At 68.6% G+C, this 18203-nt stretch carries 19 protein-coding genes; 10 read left to right on the top strand and 9 right to left on the bottom strand.

What is annotated here, in order from left to right; all coding sequences use genetic code 11:
* Positions 1-71: 71 nt before the first annotated feature.
* On the top strand, positions 72-986 hold the full coding sequence (locus tag JJB11_RS20950) for a LysR family transcriptional regulator (RefSeq protein WP_201176095.1): 915 nt from the start codon (positions 72-74) through the stop codon (positions 984-986).
* 230 nt (positions 987-1216) lie between these two features.
* On the opposite strand, the gene xth is transcribed toward JJB11_RS20950, so the two are convergent.
* Genes xth through JJB11_RS20935 form a run of 3 tightly spaced genes read right to left on the bottom strand, consistent with a single transcriptional unit; the run spans position 1217 to position 3110 of the window.
* Positions 1217-1996 (bottom strand): exodeoxyribonuclease III, encoded by a 780-nt coding sequence (gene xth, locus JJB11_RS20945; protein ID WP_201176092.1) that lies wholly within the window; start codon positions 1994-1996, stop codon positions 1217-1219.
* A gap of 3 nt (positions 1997-1999) precedes the next feature.
* Positions 2000-2599: a DUF4337 domain-containing protein gene (locus JJB11_RS20940; protein WP_201176090.1), complete on the bottom strand. Its 600-nt coding sequence runs from the start codon at positions 2597-2599 to the stop codon at positions 2000-2002.
* A gap of 1 nt (position 2600) precedes the next feature.
* Positions 2601-3110, bottom strand: coding sequence for a dihydrofolate reductase (locus JJB11_RS20935; RefSeq protein ID WP_201176088.1), 510 nt, complete (start codon positions 3108-3110; stop codon positions 2601-2603).
* 252 nt (positions 3111-3362) lie between these two features.
* Between JJB11_RS20935 and JJB11_RS20930 the strand changes: the two genes are divergently transcribed.
* Genes JJB11_RS20930 through JJB11_RS20915 form a run of 4 tightly spaced genes read left to right on the top strand, consistent with a single transcriptional unit; the run spans position 3363 to position 7129 of the window.
* Positions 3363-4973 (top strand): hypothetical protein, encoded by a 1611-nt coding sequence (locus JJB11_RS20930; protein ID WP_201176086.1) that lies wholly within the window; start codon positions 3363-3365, stop codon positions 4971-4973.
* Entirely contained in the window at positions 4963-5958 is a 996-nt protein-coding gene (locus JJB11_RS20925; RefSeq protein ID WP_201176082.1) for a UbiA prenyltransferase family protein, read from the top strand. The genes JJB11_RS20930 and JJB11_RS20925 overlap by 11 nt, the downstream gene beginning before the upstream one ends.
* Positions 5958-6677, top strand: coding sequence for an HAD family hydrolase (locus tag JJB11_RS20920; RefSeq protein ID WP_201176081.1), 720 nt, complete (start codon positions 5958-5960; stop codon positions 6675-6677). The genes JJB11_RS20925 and JJB11_RS20920 overlap by 1 nt, the downstream gene beginning before the upstream one ends.
* Positions 6674-7129, top strand: a complete 456-nt coding sequence (locus JJB11_RS20915) for a GtrA family protein (protein ID WP_201176079.1) — start codon at positions 6674-6676, stop codon at positions 7127-7129. The genes JJB11_RS20920 and JJB11_RS20915 overlap by 4 nt, the downstream gene beginning before the upstream one ends.
* Positions 7130-7204: 75 nt before the next feature.
* Here the strand turns inward: JJB11_RS20915 and JJB11_RS20910 are convergent, their stop codons facing one another.
* From JJB11_RS20910 to JJB11_RS20900, 3 genes are read right to left on the bottom strand one after another with little or no spacing between them, the layout of a single operon-like run.
* Positions 7205-8020, bottom strand: a complete 816-nt coding sequence (locus tag JJB11_RS20910) for a thymidylate synthase (protein ID WP_201176070.1) — start codon at positions 8018-8020, stop codon at positions 7205-7207.
* A gap of 35 nt (positions 8021-8055) precedes the next feature.
* Positions 8056-9471, bottom strand: a complete 1416-nt coding sequence (locus JJB11_RS20905; RefSeq protein ID WP_201176068.1) for an FAD-binding oxidoreductase — start codon at positions 9469-9471, stop codon at positions 8056-8058.
* Positions 9468-9821: a DUF2069 domain-containing protein gene (locus JJB11_RS20900; protein ID WP_201176066.1), complete on the bottom strand. Its 354-nt coding sequence runs from the start codon at positions 9819-9821 to the stop codon at positions 9468-9470. Before JJB11_RS20900 ends, JJB11_RS20905 begins: the two co-directional genes overlap by 4 nt.
* 23 nt (positions 9822-9844) lie before the next feature.
* Here JJB11_RS20900 and JJB11_RS20895 point away from each other — a divergent pair, with 23 nt between their 5' ends.
* A complete protein-coding gene (locus JJB11_RS20895; protein WP_201176063.1) occupies positions 9845-11047 on the top strand; it encodes a YihY family inner membrane protein in 1203 nt (400 codons plus the stop codon).
* A 213-nt stretch (positions 11048-11260) separates the two neighbouring features.
* Here JJB11_RS20895 and JJB11_RS20890 read toward each other — a convergent pair whose 3' ends face one another.
* From JJB11_RS20890 to JJB11_RS20880, 3 genes are read right to left on the bottom strand one after another with little or no spacing between them, the layout of a single operon-like run.
* On the bottom strand, positions 11261-12535 hold the full coding sequence (locus tag JJB11_RS20890; RefSeq protein ID WP_201176055.1) for a cytochrome P450: 1275 nt from the start codon (positions 12533-12535) through the stop codon (positions 11261-11263).
* Between the two features lie 4 nt (positions 12536-12539).
* The gene (locus tag JJB11_RS20885; protein ID WP_201176179.1) at positions 12540-13346 is read right to left on the bottom strand and encodes an alpha/beta fold hydrolase; all 807 of its coding nucleotides are present in this window, start codon (positions 13344-13346) and stop codon (positions 12540-12542) included.
* A gap of 13 nt (positions 13347-13359) precedes the next feature.
* On the bottom strand, positions 13360-14655 hold the full coding sequence (locus JJB11_RS20880; protein WP_201176053.1) for an O-acetylhomoserine aminocarboxypropyltransferase: 1296 nt from the start codon (positions 14653-14655) through the stop codon (positions 13360-13362).
* A gap of 95 nt (positions 14656-14750) precedes the next feature.
* Here JJB11_RS20880 and JJB11_RS20875 point away from each other — a divergent pair, with 95 nt between their 5' ends.
* From JJB11_RS20875 to JJB11_RS20860, 4 genes are all read left to right on the top strand, one after another.
* Positions 14751-15215, top strand: a complete 465-nt coding sequence (locus JJB11_RS20875) for a CBS domain-containing protein (RefSeq protein ID WP_201176051.1) — start codon at positions 14751-14753, stop codon at positions 15213-15215.
* Between the two features lie 202 nt (positions 15216-15417).
* Positions 15418-16515 carry a chorismate synthase gene (aroC, locus tag JJB11_RS20870; protein ID WP_201176041.1) on the top strand — a complete coding sequence of 366 codons (1098 nt, stop codon included), beginning with the start codon at positions 15418-15420 and terminating at the stop codon, positions 16513-16515.
* 88 nt (positions 16516-16603) lie between these two features.
* Positions 16604-17038, top strand: a complete 435-nt coding sequence (locus tag JJB11_RS20865) for a signal peptide prediction (RefSeq protein ID WP_201176026.1) — start codon at positions 16604-16606, stop codon at positions 17036-17038.
* Between the two features lie 138 nt (positions 17039-17176).
* Entirely contained in the window at positions 17177-18181 is a 1005-nt protein-coding gene (locus JJB11_RS20860) for an SDR family oxidoreductase (RefSeq protein WP_201176023.1), read from the top strand.
* Positions 18182-18203: the final 22 nt, after the last annotated feature.

Here is an 18203-nt window from a genome sequence, read left to right as displayed (position 1 = left end):
GGAATCGCGGCCGGGTTGTAGAAGCCGGCGCCGCTCCATAACATTCATTCCATCCAGGAATAGGGGACGCGATGGACCGGCTGCAGGCCATGGAGATGTTCGTGCGGGTGGTGGAGACGGGCAGCTTCTCGCGCGCGGCGCAGGAGTTCGCCACCACGCAACCCACGGTGACCAAGCAGGTCGCGGCGATGGAAGCGCGGCTGAAGGTGCGCCTGCTGAACCGCAACACGCGCGGAGTGAGCCCCACCGAAGCGGGCGCGCTGTACTACGAGCGCTGCAAGGCCATCGTGCGCGACACGCAGGAGGCCGACAGCGCGGTCCGCACGCGCCAGACGCTGGCGCAGGGACTGCTGCGCGTGGGCAGCTCGGTCGCCTTCGGCCGGCGCGTGCTGGTGCCGCTGGCCCTGGACTTCATGCGCCAGCACCCGCAACTGCGCGTGGACCTGAGCTTCGAGGACCGCTACACGGACCTGGTGGCGCAGGGCATCGACGTCGCGGTGCGCATGGGCAAGCTGGCGGACTCGTCGCTGGGGGCGCGCTTCCTCGGCGCCAACCCGTGGCTGATGGTCGCTTCGCCGGCCTACCTGCGCAAGCACGGCACGCCGCGCAAGCCGGCGGAGCTCAGCTCGCACGAGACCCTGATCTACACCAGCGTGCAGGGCAGCGACGTGTGGCGGGTGGTGTCGCCGCGCGGCGAGGCGAGCACGGTGCCCATCACCGCGCGCCTGCGCTCGAACAATCTCTCGGCGGTGCTCGCCGCCGCCCGCTCGCACCTGGGCATCGCCGCGCTGCCCTGGTACGTGGCGAGCGACTCCCTCGCGTCGGGCGCGGTGGTGGAAGTGCTCAAGGGCTACAGCCTGCCGGAGCAGGAGATCCACGCCGTGTATCCCTCGCCCAAGCTGGTGCCGCAGAAGGTGCAGGCCTTCATCGCCTACCTGCAGGGGCGCTTCGAGGGGAAGTGGTGGGAGGCGCTACCGAAGGTGTGAGGAACGCGGACATCCGAAGGCGGGCATCCGAAGGCGGGCATCCGGACGCGGAGGACGCAAAGGTTTCGCAGAAGACGCAAAAGGAAAACCATTCAAAGAAGGAAGGGAGGAGAAGGACTTCCACCTTCGATGGCTGTTCTTTTGCGTTCTTGCGAAACCTTTGCGACCTCTGCGTCCGGCTGACCGCTCCCGCTCCCGCTCCCGCTCCCGCTCCCGCTCCCGCTCCCGGCTCAGTGCAGTTCGACGGTCACAGGCGCGTGGTCGCTCGGCTTGTCCCACTTGCGCGGGACGCGGTCGATGCTGCAGGCCTTGACCTGTGCTTTCAGAAGTTCGCTCACCAGGATGTGGTCAATGCGCAGGCCGCGGTTCTTCTGGTAGCCGAGCATGCGGTAGTCCCACCAGCTGAAGCTCTTCTCCGGCTGCTCGAACAGGCGGAAGCTGTCCGCCAGCCCGAGCGCGGTGAGGCCGCGGAAGTGCTCGCGTTCCTCGCTCGTGTGGTGGATGGTCTCGCGCAGGCCTTCGGGGTCGAAGGAGTCGCGGTCCTCCGGCGCGATGTTGAAGTCGCCGAGCAGCACGGTCTTGTCGTTTACGGCCAGCTCCGCGCGCACGTGCTCGCGCAGGCCCGTGAGCCACTTCATCTTGTAGGCGAACTTGTCGGTGCCCGGCGCCTGCCCGTTCACGAAATAGCCGTTCACCACGCGCACCGCGCCCTGCGGCGCATCGATCGTGACGGAGAGAAGCCGCGCATGTTCGTCCGCGAAGCCGTTGATGTTCTTCACCACGTCGCGCACGGGAAAGCGGCTCAGGACCGCGACGCCGTTGTACGTCTTCTGGCCGAATACCGCGCAGTGCTGGTAGCCCGCGTCACGCAGCGCGTCCAGCGGGAACTTGTCGTCGGTGAGTTTCAGCTCCTGCAGGCACAGCACGTCGACCGGGTTGGCCTGCGTCCAGTCCAGCACATGCTGCAGGCGCGCGGTGAGGGAGTTGACGTTCCAGGTGGTGATCTTCATGGGTCAGATATGGAGCATCGCCAGCACGCCAATCGCCGTGCCCAGCGCGGCGACGCCGAACATGCCCAGTTCGAGCCACCTCTTCTTCGTCAGCAGCGCGATGGCGGCCAGGGCGATGGAAACCTGCAGCACGGTGGTGGCCTGCGCCCAGCGGTGGTGCTGGTGCATCTGCTCCTCGCTCTTGCGGTCCCAGTCCAGCGCCTCGGCTTCCAGCTTGTCGGCGGCGAGCTTGATCTCCGCCTTCTCCGCCTTGTAGCGCTCGATCTCCTTCTGGTAGAGCGGCTTGCGGTCGTCGCTCACCAGCGCCACGGCCAGTTCGGACAAATTCTGCTTGCTGCTCTTGGCCTGGTAGAAGTTCCACTGGTTGGACGCTTCGGTCTTCTTGATCGCGGCGTTGTTCTTGTACAGGCCCGCATTGGCCTGCGTGGCCCCGCCCATGTACGAGAAGATGGCGCCCACGGTGGCGATCACCGCGGTGAACATGGCCACCTGGTTGGTCAGGCTGCCGCCGGCGACGCCATGGTGGCCTTCGGCGGCATGCTCTACCGCATGTTCGAGCTCGTGTTCGTGCGGGCCGTGCACGTGGAATCCGCCCTCTGACATGTCAGTCCTCCGGTCGTGTGTTCTGGTAGGTCACGAAACTGTAGGGCAAGCCGCTGGCGGCGACGTGACGCTCGCGCGCCACTTCGCGCCAGTTGTCGCCAAGCTCGGGTGCGTGGACGTCGCCTTCCATGTCCGCTTCGATCTCGGTCACCACGGCCACATGCGCGCGGGGGAGCGCCAGCCGGAAGATCTCCGCGCCGCCCGTGATCCAGGCCTGGGGCTCCCCGGCGACGCAGGCGATGGCCTCGTCCAGCGAGGCTACGCGCTCGGCGCCGGCCGCCTGCCACTGCGCGTCGCGCGTCACCACGATGTTGCGCCGGCCGGGCAGGGGCCGGAAGCGCGGCGGCAGGGAATCCCAGGTCTTGCGACCCATGATCACCGGCGCGCCCAGCGTCGTGCGCTTGAAGTGCGCCAGGTCCTCCGGCAAATGCCAGGGCATGGCGTTGTCCTTGCCGATCACGCCATTGCGCGAACGCGCATAGATCAGTCCGAGTCGGGTCGTCGCTTGCATCAGGCGCGATTCTGACAGGCCGCGCGGCGGCCGCCTGCACCACGGATCGGCCTTGTCCTACGCGCACAGTAGCAGCGGACGACAGAACCTGCGCGATGCACTGCAGCGCATCGGTTTTCTAGTCTGAAAGAGCCATGTGGGGCACCCCATGGAACAACGCATCAGCCGCAGAATTTCCCTTCCGCTTCAGTTGCTGGAGGAGAGACAGATGCGAACCGTCTTCATGGCCATGCGGCCAGCAGCTCTGTGGTCATGATGATGCGTGAAGCGACGTCGACGATGGGGCCGACGGCTGGCCGAAGCCCCGGAAAGTCGGGGTTCATCGCAGCCACGCTCTACTTCCTGGCCGGTGCGTTGATCCTGTGCGCGGCGGCGTTCTGGAACGGGCAGCCCTTCCTGTATCCGGACACGCCCACTTACGTGCGCGGCGCGGAGATGGGCGCCGCCAAGCTCGTCGGGCAGGGGCGCCTGCCCACGTGGCTGCCAGGCGAGGGTCAGCAGGACGCCGGGGCGCCGGCTACGCTTCCCCCGCGCCAGCTCGCGCCCGTGACTTCGCTGGATCAGAAGGTCGTGCTCGCGGGGCGTTCCGTCTACTACGGGGCGCTGGTGTATCTCGGTTTTCTCACGGGCGGCTTGTGGCTGACCGTGCTCGTCCAGGCGGCGATGGTGGTCGGCCTGCTGTACCTGCTCCTGCGCCGCGTGTGGGGACTGGGCCGGGGCGCCTGCCTCGCCATCGTCGCTGCGCTCGCCGTCGTCTCGCCGCTGGGGCTCTACACCGGCCTGCTGATGCCGGACCTGTTCGCGGGACTGGCGATTCTTTGCTTCGGGCTGCTGTGCGTCTACTGGGACCGGCTGACGCGGGGCGAGCGCTGGGCCGTCGGCGGGCTTCTGCTGTTCGGCCTGGTGGCGCATACGAGCCACGTGGCCGTCGCGGCCGGCTTGCTCGTGCTGGCCTTGGCCGCGCGGCTGATGCGCCGCTGGCGCGCCTTGCCGCTCGCAGGCCTCGTGGCCGTGGCCGTGTGCCTGCTCGGTGCGGTGGCGGCCGAGAAGGCCTTCGACTTCGCCGTCCAGAAAGTGGTCGGCGCGCCGCCGCTGCGGCTGCCGCACCCGATGGCGCGCCTCATCGACGAAGGCCCCGGAACGACGTTCCTGCGCAGCCATTGCCCGGACGCCGGCTACGCCGCCTGCCAGTTCGTCGGCAACTACCCGACCTATTGGGAGGACTTCCTGTTCTCGGCCGACCCGGCCAAGGGAGCGTTTGCACTGGCAGACCCCGCGACCAAGCGGCGGATCTCCGACGAGCAGATGCGCTTCCTGTTCGACGTCCTGCGTGACCAGCCGGTGGCGGTGTTGAAGGGTTTCGCGACGGACACCTTGCGGCAGCTCACGCATTTCCGCGTGGACGTGGCCGGCGTGAGCACCCCGCAGCTGCGCATGTACCAGGGCCGGGTGCCGCCTTCCGTGTACGCCGGCCTGCTGGCGAGCCGCACGCTCGATGCTCCCGGCACCGACGACGTGATCACCGTCACCACCTACGCCAGCGTGATCGCCGCGCTCCTGCTGGCCGTCGCGCTCGCAGGGCGGCGGCTGCAAGGCAGCGCCCGCGCCGCCGGCCCCGCATTGCCGCAGCGCTTCGGCGAGTTCGCGAGCGTGGTGGTGGCCGGGATTCTGGTCAACGCAGTCGTCTGCGCCACGCTGGCCTCGCCGTTGGACCGCTTCCAGTCCCGCGTGATGTGGCTGCTGCCCCTCCTGGCGCTCGCGGGCGTGGCCTTCGCACTCCAGGCACGGCGATCCGGCGCGGCAGCCCCGGTCGCACCTTCCTTCCTGTCTCCCACTCTCCAAGGAGCTCCCCATGACGCCTGACCTGTCCCACTCGGCCAGGGTTGCGGCCCCCACCGCCCGGTGGACCGATTACCTCCAGATGGCGCGCCTGGACCACATGACCAAGCACGTCTTCATCGTGCCGGGCATCGTGCTGGCGTGGATGTTGCGCGATGCGCCGGTGCTGCAGTCCTGGATGAACATCGTCCTGGGCTTCGCCAGCGCCGTCCTCATCGCGTCGGCCAACTACATCATCAACGAGTGGCTGGACCGCGAGTTCGACGCGTACCACCCTGACAAGTCTAAGCGTCCAGCGGTCAACGTCGCTATGCGCGCGCTGCCGGTGTACGCGGCCTATGCCGGTTGCGCCATCCTGGGCCTGGTCCTCGCACGCCAGGTCAACATGCTGTTCCTCGCCACAGCGGTGCTGTTCTGGCTGTCGGGCGTGATGTACAACGTGAAGCCGATCCGCACCAAGGACACGGCCTACCTGGACGTCCTGTCGGAATCGATCAACAACCCGATCCGCCTGATGCTGGGCTGGGCCATGATCGACGGCGGCACGATCGCGCCCGCTTCCTTCCTGGTCGCGTACTGGATGGGTGGCGCGTTCCTGATGGGCGCCAAGCGCCTGTCCGAGTACCGCGAGATCTCCGCCGGTCCCGGCGTGGGCGTGCTGCACCTGTATCGTCGCTCGTTCCAGCAGTACACCGAAGAGCGCCTGACGATCTCCTGCTTCGTCTATGCGCTGCTCGCAACCATGCTGGTCGGTGTGTTCATGGTCAAGTACCGCATCGAGTACCTGCTGGCCTGCCCGCTGATCATCGCGCTGTTCGCGCAGTACCTGTCGCTGTCGATGCGCAGCGGCTCGGTGGCCCAGAAGCCCGAGAAGCTGTTCCGCGAGCCCCGCCTGATGGTGCTCAGCGCGCTCACGGCCCTGGCCTTCGTCGCCCTGAGCTTCGTGCACATCGGCTGGCTGCAGAACCTCGCGCAACCCCAGTTCATCACCGTCACGATTCCGCAGTGATGCAAGCCATCGATTGGGACCGCATCGACCTGGCGGTGTTCGACGTCGACGGCACGCTCTACGATGCGAGTCGCCTTCGCCGCGCCATGCTGGGCCGCCTGCTGCTGGACGCGGCGGCGCGGCGCAGCACCCGCACGCTGCGCATCCTGCGCGCCTTCCGCAACGTCCGGGAGGACCTGGGGGACGAGCAGCCGCCCGAGTTCGATGAGCTGCAGTACACCCGTACTGCGGGCCACGCGGGCTGCACGGCGGACGAGGTTCGGGCGCTGGTGGGCGAATGGATGGAGCAGCGGCCGCTGCCCTTGCTGGCCGCCTGCCGCTATCCCCACGTCGACCGGCTGTTCGACGCGCTGCGGGCGGCGGGCAAGCAGGTGGCCGTGCTTTCCGACTACCCGGCGGCGGCAAAGTTGGCGGCGCTCGGACTGCAGGCGCACCCGGTGGTGAGCGCCACCGATGCGGAGATCGGCGCCCTGAAGCCGAACCCCACCGGCCTGCGCGCCATCCTGGAACGCACAGGCGTGCCGGCTTCCCGCGCGCTGATGATCGGCGACCGGATCGACCGCGACGCCGCGGTGGCCTGGCAGGCCGGCGTGCAGGCGCTGATCCGCACACGCAAGCCGGATGCGAGAGTGGCGACCTTCCGCCGCTTCGACGATCCGGTGTTCCAGCCGCTGCTGGCGCCGCAGGCGGCGCCCGGCATGCAGGTCCTTGCGGGATGATGCGGCCGCACCTCACGACCCAAGCGGCCCGCTACTTCGTCACCGGCGGCATCGCGGCCGTGGTGGACGTGACGGGCTTCCACCTGCTCGCGCAACACATGGGAAGCGTGCTGGCGCCGGCCGTGGCGAGCTTCCTGCTCGCGGCGGTGGTCAACTACACGCTGACGTCCGCGTGGGTGTTCGGCAGCGACTGGCGTTCGCTGCGCCGGGCGGCGATGTTCCTGGCGTTCGCCACGGTGGGGCTGGCCATCAACGCGGGCGTGACCTGGGCGGTCGCGACCCTGCTGCCGGTTGCGCCCGTGCTCGCCAAGATCGTGGGCATCGGCGTCGCCTTTTCCGCGAACTTCCTGATGAATGCGCTCATCGTGTTCCGCGACAAGGGCCGGCAGGCTGATGCGCCGCGGGCGCGGAAGATGCCCGCGGGCACGGCGCCTGCGAACTCACCGCGCTGATCGCAACGGGGCGGCCAGGCCGGTTCGCGCCCTGCAGTTGCGACGCGGTCGCAGATCACCCCTACCTTCGTTCGCTCAGACGGCCACCGGCGCCTTGATCGCGCCGTGACACTGGTAATCCAGCACCTCGAAGTCCTCGTACTGGTAGTCGAAGATGGACGGGGGCTTGCGCTTGATGTGCAGCGTCGGATATGGGTAGGGCTGGCGGCTCAGTTGCAGCTCCACCTGCTCGTGGTGGTTGCTGTAGATGTGGCAGTCGCCGCCGGTCCAGATGAAGTCGCCTGCGGCCAGGTCGCACTGCTGCGCCATCATGTGCGTGAGCAGTGCATAGCTGGCGATGTTGAAAGGCACGCCCAGGAAGATGTCCGCACTGCGCTGGTACAGCTGGCACGAGAGCTTGCCGTCGGCCACGTAGAACTGGAAGAACGCGTGGCACGGCGCGAGGGCCATCTTCGGGATGTCGGCGACGTTCCAGGCGCTCACGATGATGCGGCGCGAGTCCGGATTGGTCTTGATGGTCTTCACGGCCTCGGCGATCTGGTCGATGGTGCCGCCGTCGGGCGTCGGCCAGCTGCGCCACTGGACGCCATACACGGGACCGAGGTCGCCGTCGGGACGCGCCCATTCGTCCCAGATCGTCACGCCGCGCTCACGCAGCTTGTTGTTGTCGCTGGAGCCTTCCAGGAACCACAGCAGCTCGTGGATGATGGACTTCAGGTGCACCTTCTTCGTCGTGACGAGGGGAAAGCCCTCGCTCAGGTCGAAGCGCATCTGGTAGCCGAAGACGCTGCGCGTCCCGGTGCCGGTGCGGTCGGTCTTGGGCGTGCCATGCGTGTACACATGGCGCATGAAATCCTCGTACTGCGAACGGACGGGGCGGGACGTCGTCATGGCCAGATTATCTCAGGGGCTGGGCTGCTGCCTTCTCACACCGAAAGCACCCGTCCCGGATTCAGGACGTTCCCCGGATCCAGCGCCTGCTTCAGCGCCCGCATCAAGCCGATCGCCACCTTCGACTTGTACTCCGGCAGCTTGGCCGCCTTCAGCGCGCCGATGCCGTGCTCCGCCGAGATCGAACCCTCGAAGCGCTTGACCTGGTCGTACACCAGCGTGTTCACCTGCTCCTCGTGGTCGCGCAGGAAGGCCTTCATGTCGCCGCCCGCGGGCGCCTGCACGTTGTAGTGCAGGTTGCCGTCGCCCAGGTGGCCGAAGTTCACCAGGCGCACGCCCGGGATCTGCCGCTGCAGCAGCGCGTCGGTCTCGGCGCAGAAGACCGGGATGCGCGACACCGGCAGCGAGATGTCGTGCTTGATGTTCAGGCCTTCGTCGGCCTGCGCCAGCGGAATCGATTCGCGGATGTGCCACAGCCCGCGCGCCTGCGCGATGTTCTCGGCCACCACCGCGTCGGCCACGCAGCCGTCGGCGAGCGCGGCTTCGAGCAGGTGTTCGAAGCGGCCGCGTGCGTGCTCCTCCGACTCCTGGTCCGAGTTCTCCAGCAGCACGCAATACGGATGGTCGCGGAACAGCGGCACGCGCAGCTGCGGGTAGTGCTTGTCCGCCAGGCTGAGGGCGAACTGGCCCATGACCTCGAAGCCGGTGAGCCCGGCGCCGAGCTGCTGCAGCGCGAGCCCCAGCAGGCGCACGGCTGATTCCATCGACGGCACCGCCGCCCAAGCGGTGACGCGCGCGGCGGGTCGCGGATAGAGCTTCATCGTCGCGCCGGTGATCACGCCCAGCGTGCCCTCGCTGCCGATGAACAGGTCGCGCAGGTCGTAGCCCGTGTTGTCCTTGCGCAGGCCCGTGAGGCCGTTCCACACCTCGCCTTGTGCGGTGACCACCTCGAGTCCCAGGCACAGCTCGCGCGTGTTGCCGTAGCGCAGCACCTGCGTGCCGCCGGCGTTGGTGGCGAGATTGCCGCCGATGGTGCAACTGCCCTCGGCGGCGAGGCTGAGCGGAAAGAGCAGGCCGGCGTCGTCCGCGGCCTGCTGCAGGTTCTGCAGCACGCAGCCCGCGTCGACGGTCATCGTGAGGTTGTCCCGGTCGATCGCGCGCACCTTGTTCATGCGCGTGAGGCTCAGGACGACTTCGCGGCCCGAGGCGTCCGGCACGCCGCCCACCACCAGTCCGGTGTTGCCGCCCTGCGGCACGATCGGCGTGCCGGCGGCGGCGCTGGCGCGCACGACCGCCGCGACTTCCTCGGTGGAGCCGGGGCGCACCACGGCCAGCGCCTTGCCCCGCGTGCGCTTGCGCCAGTCCTGCTCCCAGGGCGTGAGGTCGCCCTCGGTGAGGACGTTGGGCGCGCCGACGGCGGCGCGCAGTTGCGTGAGGACTTGTTCGTTCATGACTTGACGCTCCGCAGCCGCAGGCGCACGTGCATGCCGCAGGCAGCAAAGAGGATGAGGGACAACGCGATTTCCAGCGCGGCGGGCCAGCCCTCGTTCGCGCGGACCACGCCTTCCAGGAAATAGGGCCACACCAGCAGGCTCACCCAGCGGTAGGTGTACATGCGGCGCTTCAGCAGGCCGGTGACCGGGATGCACAAGGGCAGCACCTTCACGACCCACAGGCTGGGACGGGCGGGCAGCCACAGCTCCCAGGCGAGGCTGAGGACGATCAGGCCCAGCAGGCTCGCGAAGGCGATCCAGCGGGTGGCTTCGACGGCGGGAGGAACGGCGACTTCGGGACTCTGCATGGGCAATGGCATCATAGCGAGCGATGAATCTCCGCCAGCTCGCCGCCGACCTCGCCCGCTTTCCCTGGGTGCCCACGGCGCAGATGCTGCGCGAGCGCTTCCGCGAGGACCGGCTGGGCCTCTCGGCGAGCAGCCTCACCTTCACGACCACCATCGCGCTGGTCCCCTTCTTCACCGTGGCGCTGGCGATCTTCACGGCCTTTCCTATGTTCGGGAAGCTGCAGGCCAATTTGCAGTCCTGGCTGGTGCAGAGCCTGGTGCCCGATGCGATCTCCCGCCAGGTGCTGGGGTACCTCACGCAGTTCGCCGGCAAGGCCAGCCGTCTCGGCGGCCTCGGGTTCGCCGCGCTGATCGTGAGCGCCATCGCGCTGGTGCTGACGATCGACCGCACCCTGAACAACATCTGGCGGGTGCGCCGCCCGCGGCCCTTCGGCCAGCGCGTGCTGATCTACTGGGCGGTGATCACGCTGGGCCCGGTGCTGCTGGCCGTGAGCCTGGCCAGCACCTCCTATCTCGCCTCGGCGGGCCGCGGCATCTTCTCGGCGCTGCCGCACGTGGTCGCCCTGCTGCTGAACCTGCTGCAGTTCGCGGCGCTGGCCGCAGCCTACGCCGCGCTCTATCGCTACGTGCCGAACACGCCGGTGCGGCGGGCGCATGCCATCGCCGGTGGCACGTTCGCGGCCATCGGCATCGAGATCGCCAAGCGCGTGCTGGCCTGGTACATCGGCACGGTGCCGACCTACTCGATGGTGTACGGCGCCTTTGCCACCTTTCCCATCCTGCTGGTCTGGATCTACATCACCTGGGTGATCGTGCTGCTGGGGGCCGTCATCACGGCCTACCTGCCCAGCCTGCTCGCCGGCCCGCGCCGCCGGCCGGCGGGGCACGGCTGGCAGTTCCAGCTGGCGCTGGAGATCCTGGGCCACCTGCAGACTGCGCGCCCGACGGCGCGCAAGGGACTCAGTGCGAGCGAGCTCGCGGCGGCCATGGAGGTGGACGCGCTGCAGCTCGAGCCGGTGCTGGAGACGCTGGTGCAACTGGACTGGATCGGCCGCGTGAACGAAGTCCAGGACGACGACGGCACGCGCTACGTGCTGCTTGCCGACCCGCGGTCCACCGCGCTGGAGCCGCTGATGCAGCAGCTGCTGGTGCCCAGGGAGGGCGCAACGGCGCGGCTGTGGCAAAGCGGGCATCTCACGGCGCTGTCGCTGGCGGACGTGCTGTAGACGCTGGGGTTCGCTGGCGCTCACCGCAAGCCTACGAAAGCCCGGAACCCGGCTTCCATGGTGCTGTAAACGCTGGGGTTCGCTGGCGCTCACCGCCAGCCTACGAAAGCCCGGGGTCCCGGTTCCGTAGGCTGGCGGTGAACGAAGTGAACCCCAGCGATGGACGGGCGCGTGGCGGGCGCCAAGCGATGGACCGACGCGTGGCGGGCGCCGCTACGCGATGGCGAAGGGCGCCCGCAGGAAGCCGCGAAACCGCGCCCGGCCGCCGCGCGTGGGCGTCCCGGTGAGGCGATAGCCCGGGAAGCGCGCGAGGAATCGCCCGATCGCGATGCGGCCCTCCAGCCGCGCCAGGCTCAGGCCCGCGCACTGGTGCACGCCGAAGCCGAAGGCGAGATGCCGGTTGTTCTCGCGCCGCAGGTCCAGCATCTCCGGATTCGCGAACACCGCCGGGTCGCGGTTCGCCGCGCCTATGCACAGCGTCACCAGCGCGCCCTCGGGCAGCGTCACGCCGCCCACTTGGCAGGAGCGCAGCGCGCGCCGGTTGCCGAGCTGGTTGGACGACTCGAAGCGCAGGAACTCGTCGACCGCAAGCGTCATCAAGGGTTCCAGGGCGTTCCAGTCCGGATGCGGTCCGATCGACTCCAGCAGGCGCTCCTTCTCGGCCGGCCACTCCTGCAGCGCGACCAGGGCATTGCCAATGAGGTTCGTGGTGGTCTCGTGGCCGGCGTTGAGGATGAAGATGCAGTTGTGCAGCAGCTCCGTCTCGGACAGTTGCTCGCCCGCGCCGTCGCCCCGGATCAGGCGCGTGAGTACGTCGTGCTCGGGGTCGCCGGGATGCCGGCGGCGCTCGGCCACCAGCACGCGCAGGTAGTCCAGGAACTCGCGCACGCTGCGCTGGCCCAGTTCCTCCTGCTCCGGTGTGAGTTTCGGCTCCAGCGCACCCAGTATGGCGAGCGACCAGCCGCGCAAGGGGGCGCGATCGGCATGCGGCACGTCCAGCAGGTTGCCGATGATCTCCACCGGAATCGCCGAGGCGAAGTCCTCGACCAGGTCGCCGCCGCCGCGCACTGCGATGCCATCCAGCAGGTGATCGACCAGCGTGACCAGTCCGGGCTCCATGTCGGCGATCGCGCGGCGCGTGAGGGCTCCCATGATCAGCTTGCGCACGCGCGTGTGCAGCGGCGGGTCGTTGAACACGAGGCTGGTCGTGTGATGCTCCAGCAAGGGCGAACCGGCGCCGTACTTGGGCGTGAATTCGACCTTCTTGTCCGAGCTGAAGACCTGCGCGTCGCGGTACACCGCCACCAGGTCGGCATGGCGCGTGAGGAACCACGAGCCGTCGGGCATCGCGCGCACCGGCTCGCTGGCGCGCAGCGCCGCGTACACGGGGTAGGGGTTGGCGTGGAAGTCCGGCGGCAGCGCGCGCAGGTCGAAGCCGGCGGCGATCTCCCGCACGCGCTGCGGCGTCAGCGGCTGCGTGACCTGCATGCCGCTACTCCCGCAGGAAGTCGCGCAGCACGACGAGAACGGCGTCGGGCGCCTCCGTCATCATCTGGTGGCCGCCGTCCACCAGCACGGTGCGGCCGGTGCGCGCCTTCTGCTGCAAGGCATGCGCCGCCCTGGGCGGTGTCATCGCGTCGTAGCGCCCCAGCAGGAACAGCACGGGGCAGGTCACCTTCGCCATGGCGGCTTCGCCACCCGCATAGCTGTCGCAGGCGACGAAGCCGCGGTGGAACACGTTCACCTTGGTGTTGCTGGCCAGCACGCGCTTCATCAACGCCCGCGAGCCACCGTACAACCAGGTGCCCGGACCGAGCGCCGAGGGCGGCGGCGCCAGCGTCGAGTGCGAGTAGGCGTTGACCAGGTCGATCGCCTTCATCGGCGCGTTCAGCGAGTTGTCCAGCAGCGCAGGCGAGACCTTCATCGGGAACGCCGTGCCGACCAGCGCCAGGTGCGTGACGCGCTCCGGCGCGCGCGCGGCTGCCTCCAGCACGGCCAGCGAGCCGAAGCTGTGGCCGACCAGCGAGGCCTTCTGCACGCCGGCGGCATCGAGCAGCGCCAGCACGAAGTCCGCCGCTTCTTCCACCGTCTTCGGCGGCTCGCCTTCGCTCTTGCAGTGGCCGGGCAGGTCGGGCGCGAGCACGTTCCAGCCGTGGTGCGCGAAGTACCGCGTCTGCAGGATCCACACGCTGTGGTCGTTGAGCACCCCGTGCACGAAGACCACCGTGGGCTTGGCGGGATCGAAGGGCTTGCCGCCCGTGTAGCAGAAGGTCTTGGCGCCGTGGACGTTCAGGAGCATCGCCATGGCCGCCTCACGCCTTCTCGGCCGCCTTGAGCGCGCGCTTCAGGTCGTCGATGAGGTCGTCCGGATCCTCCAGCCCGATGGACAGGCGGATGGTGCCGGGCCCGATGCCCGCGTTGCGCAGCGCCTCGTCCGTCATGCGGAAATGTGTGGTGCTGGCCGGATGGATCACGAGGGAGCGGCAGTCGCCGACGTTCGCGAGGTGGCTGAACAGCTTCAGCGCTTCGATGAAGCGCTTGCCCTGTTCGCGGCTGCCCTTCATGTCGAAGCTGAACACGGAGCCGGCGCCCCTGGGCAGCAGCTTCTGCGCGAGCGCGTGGCTGGGGTGCGACTCCAGCATGGGATGGCCCACGCGCTCCACGAAGGGCTGCGCGGCCAGGAACTCCACCACCTTGCGCGTGTTCGCCATGTGCCGGTCCATGCGCAGGGACAGCGTCTCGACCCCTTGCAGGATCAGCCACGCCGTGTGCGGGCTCATGCTGGCGCCGAAGTCGCGCAGGCCTTCGCGGCGCGCGCGCAGCAGGAAGGCGCCGACCGTGGACTCCTCGCTGAACACCATGCCGTGGAAGCCGTCGTAGGCCGCGGTGAGCTCGGCGAAGCGGCCCGAGCGTTCCCAGTCGAAGCTGCCGCCGTCCACCACGATGCCGCCGATCACCGTCCCGTGGCCGGAGAGGAACTTGGTGGCCGAGTGGTAGACGAGGTCCGCGCCCAGGTCCAGCGGCTTCTGCAGGTAAGGGGTGGTGAAAGTCGAATCGACCAGCAAGGGCAGGCCAGCCTCGTGCGCGATCTGCGACACGGTGGGGATGTCCAGCACGTCGAGGCCGGGGTTGCCGACCGTCTCCCCGAACAGCAGCCGGGTCTCGGGCCGGATCGCCGCGCGCCAGCCGTCGATGTCGTCGGGCTTCACGAACGTCGTCTCGATGCCGAAGCGGCGCAGCGTGTAGTGCAACAGGTTCTGCGACCCGCCATACAGCGCCGTGCTGGCGACGATGTGCGCGCCGGCGCCCATGAGCGTGGCGATGGACAGGTGCAGCGCCGCCTGGCCGCTGGCGGTGGTGATGGCGCCGATGCCCCCTTCGAGTGCCGCCACGCGCTGCTCGAGCACCGCGTTGGTCGGGTTGCTGATCCGCGAATAGACGTGCCCGGAGCGCTCCAGGTTGAACAGCGCCGCCGCATGGTCGCTGGACTCGAAGACGAAGGAGGTGCTGAGGTGGATGGGGACGGCGCGGGCGCCGGTCGTCGGGTCGGGCGCGGCGCCGGCGTGCAGGGCCAGCGTGTCGAATCCGGGGTCGGAATATCCGGGCATGGGCGGCTTGCCTCTCCTGTGGTACTCGGCGGGATTGTGGGCTATATTGTTCCGGACCGACCCGGGGAAAATCCGGCCGGATCAAGGAGACAGGCATGAAGGTCAGCGACATCCTGCGCGTGAAGGGCAATACCCTGTACACGGCCACCCCCGAAGAGCCCCTGGCGCGCGCCATCGAGCTCATGGCGGAGAAGGACATCGGCTCGCTGGTCGTCATGGACCACGGCGACCTGGTGGGCATGCTCACCTTCCGCGAGGTGATCCAGTGCATCGTCGCCAACAAGCATGTGGTGGGCGACACGGTCGTGCGCACGGCGATGGACGACCACCCGCTCACGTGCACGCTCGAAACGGAACTGGACGAGGTGCGCCGGATGATGCTGGAGCGCCATGCGCGCTACATGCCGGTGATGGACAAGCGAATGCTGATGGGCGTCATCAGCTTCTACGACGTTGCGCGGGCGGTGGTGGACAGCCAGAACTTCGAGAACCGCATGCTCAAGGCCTACATCCGCGACTGGCCGGCGTCGGAAGATTCGCAGCCGACCGCGCAGCTTTAAAGGCGGGAGCGGGGGCGGGGTCGGACGGCCGGACGCAGAGGCCGCAAAAGAGCGAAAGAACGCAGAAGGACTTCCATTTTCAATTGGATGTTCTTTTGCGTCTTCTGCGAAACCTCTGCGCCCTCTGCGTCCGGTTGCCCGCCTTTGACCCTCTTCGCTCGAGCCTGAGGCTCGAAATGGAAAGCACGGATAATCCGGGCCCATGAGCGGCAATACCTTCGGCAAGCTGTTTGCCGTCACCAATTTCGGCGAATCGCACGGGCCGGCCATCGGGTGCGTGATCGATGGGTGTCCGCCGGGGATGGAGCTGTCCGAGGGCGACATCCAGCCGGATCTCGATCGGCGCCGTCCCGGGACCAGCCGCTACGTGACGCAGCGGCAGGAAGAGGACAAGGTGGAGATCCTCTCCGGCGTGTTCGAAGGGCGCACCACCGGCACGCCGATCTGCCTGTTGATCCGCAACACGGACCAGCGCAGCAAGGACTACTCCGAGATCGCCCGCAAGTTCCGGCCCGGCCACGCCGACTACACCTACTTCGAGAAGTACGGCCTGCGCGATCCCCGCGGCGGCGGCCGCTCCTCCGCGCGCCTGACCGCGCCCATGGTGGCCGCGGGCGCCGTCGCGAAGAAGTGGCTGGCGCTCAAGCACGGCACCACCTTCCGCGGCTGCATGCAGGAGATCGGCGAGATCCGCATTCCCTTCGAGAGCTGGGAGCACGTGCCGAACAATCCCTTCTTCGCGCCGGTCGCCGACGTGTCGGCGCTGGAGAGCTACCTCGATGGCTTGCGCAAGTCGGGTGACTCCTGCGGCGCGCGCCTGCGCGTGACGGCCAGCGGCATGCCGGTGGGACTGGGGCAGCCGCTGTTCGACAAGCTCGATGCCGAGATCGCCTACGCGATGATGGGCATCAACGCCGTCAAGGGCGTGGAGATCGGCGCCGGCTTTGCCAGCGTGGCGCAGCACGGCTCCACGCACGGCGATTCGCTCACGCCCCAGGGCTTCGCGACGAACAACGCCGGCGGCGTGCTGGGCGGCATCAGCACCGGCCAGGACCTGGAGGTGTCGATCGCGATCAAGCCCACCAGCTCCATCCTCACCCCGCGCGACACGATCGACGTGGACGGCGAGGCGACCCAGGTGATCACCAAGGGGCGCCACGACCCGTGCGTAGGCATCCGGGCCACGCCCATCGCCGAAGCCATGCTGGCCCTGGTCGTCATGGACCTCGCCCTGCGCCACCGCGCGCAGTGCGGCGACGTGGCCAGCCCGCTTGCACCCATCCCCGGTTCGGCCGCCTGAGCGCGCGAGCGGGTGGCTGCGTCCCGTCCGACGCGCCTTCGCGCAGCAGCCTCATGCAGGAATGGCGCGGGCCACGCACAATCGCACCATGGGCAAGTCTGGCCGGCTGTTGCGCTACCTCTGGGCGGGACCCTACACGGTCCTGGGCCTGCTGCTGGGCGGCTGCGCCGTGCTGTTCGGCGCGCGCATGCAGCGGCATGACGGCGTCGTCGAGGTCAGCGGCGGTCTCATCGGCCGCACGCTCGCGAAGCTGCCGCCCACCCTGGGCTTCGCGGCCATGACCCTGGGCCACGTGATCCTTGCGATCGACCGCTCGGCGCTGGCGCAGTTGCGCCTGCACGAGCACGTGCACGTGCGGCAGTACGAGCGCTGGGGTCCCTTCTTCCTGCCCGCCTACCTGCTGTCCAGCCTGCTGCAACTGCTACGTGGACGGCATCCCTACCGCGAGAACCATTTCGAGCGGCAGGCGTACGCCGTCGTGGCGGAGCATCGGCGGCTCGTGCGCGACAGCATCCGCGGCTGACCCGCAGGCGGATTCGGCAGCGAGCTGCTCACCCGGTCGGGGCACCTGTAGGCCCGCTCCGACGGCCCGCACCGCGCTTGTCCGCGGGCCGAGCGCACGCACGCGCCGCAGCATGGAGGTTTGCCACAGGAGGCCTCGATGGACCGGAAACCCCAAGCCAAGGACAACGCGCAGCGCAACGCGCAGGGCGATGCCACGGCCGAGAAGCAGCGCGAGATCCAGCGCGAGCAGGACCGCAAGGAGCCCAGGGAAGGGGGCGGGCAGGCCAAGGGGCCGCCGCAGACCTCGAAGCGGCCGTATCCCAGCGATTTCCCCTCGCAACACCTGCAAAAGCCCGGGCAGGAAGCGGACATGGAGCTCAAGCCGCAGTTCATGGCGCCCGACTACAAGGGCAGCGGCAAGCTCGAAGGCATGACGGCGCTGATCACGGGCGGCGACTCCGGCATCGGCCGCGCCGTCGCGGTGCTGTATGCCCGCGAAGGCGCCGACGTCGCGATCGTCTATCTCACCTCGCACGAGGACGCGCAGGAGACGAAACGCTGCGTCGAGCAGGAAGGGCGCAAGTGCCTGCTGATCGCCGGCGACGTGAAGGACCCCGCCTTCTGCAACCAGGCGGTGGAGCAGACGGTGAAGGAGTTCCAGAAGCTCGACATCCTGGTGAACAACGCCGCGTTCCAGGAGCACGCGCATTCGCTGGAGGACATCACCGAGGAACGGATGATGGAGACCTTCAGCACCAACATCATGGGCTACATCCGCATGGCACGCGCCGCGCTGCCGCACCTGAAGCCGGGCTCCAGCATCGTGAACACCGGCTCGGTCACGGGCCTGCAGGGCAGCGCGAAGCTGCTGGATTACTCCGCCACGAAGGGCGCGATCCATGCGTTCACGATGTCGCTGGCCGCGGCCGTGCTGGAAAAGGGCATCCGCGTGAACGCGGTGGCGCCCGGCCCGGTGTGGACGCCGCTCAACCCGGCGGACCAGAGCAGCAAGGAAATCGTCGAATTCGGCAAGCGGACCGACTTCAAGCGCCCCGCGCAACCGGAAGAACTGTCCCCCGCCTACGTCTTCCTGGCCTCGCCCGTGTGCTCCAGCTACATCACGGGCATCGTGCTGCCGGTGACGGGGTCGGTGGGGAGCTGACGTCCGAGGGCGTTAGCGGCCC

The organism is Ramlibacter ginsenosidimutans (assembly GCF_016654015.1).
GTDB classification, from domain to species: Bacteria; Pseudomonadota; Gammaproteobacteria; order Burkholderiales; family Burkholderiaceae_C; genus Ramlibacter; species Ramlibacter ginsenosidimutans.
The sequence above is the reverse complement of the archived record's forward strand: the minus strand, read 5'-3'. Positions and strand labels throughout refer to the sequence as shown.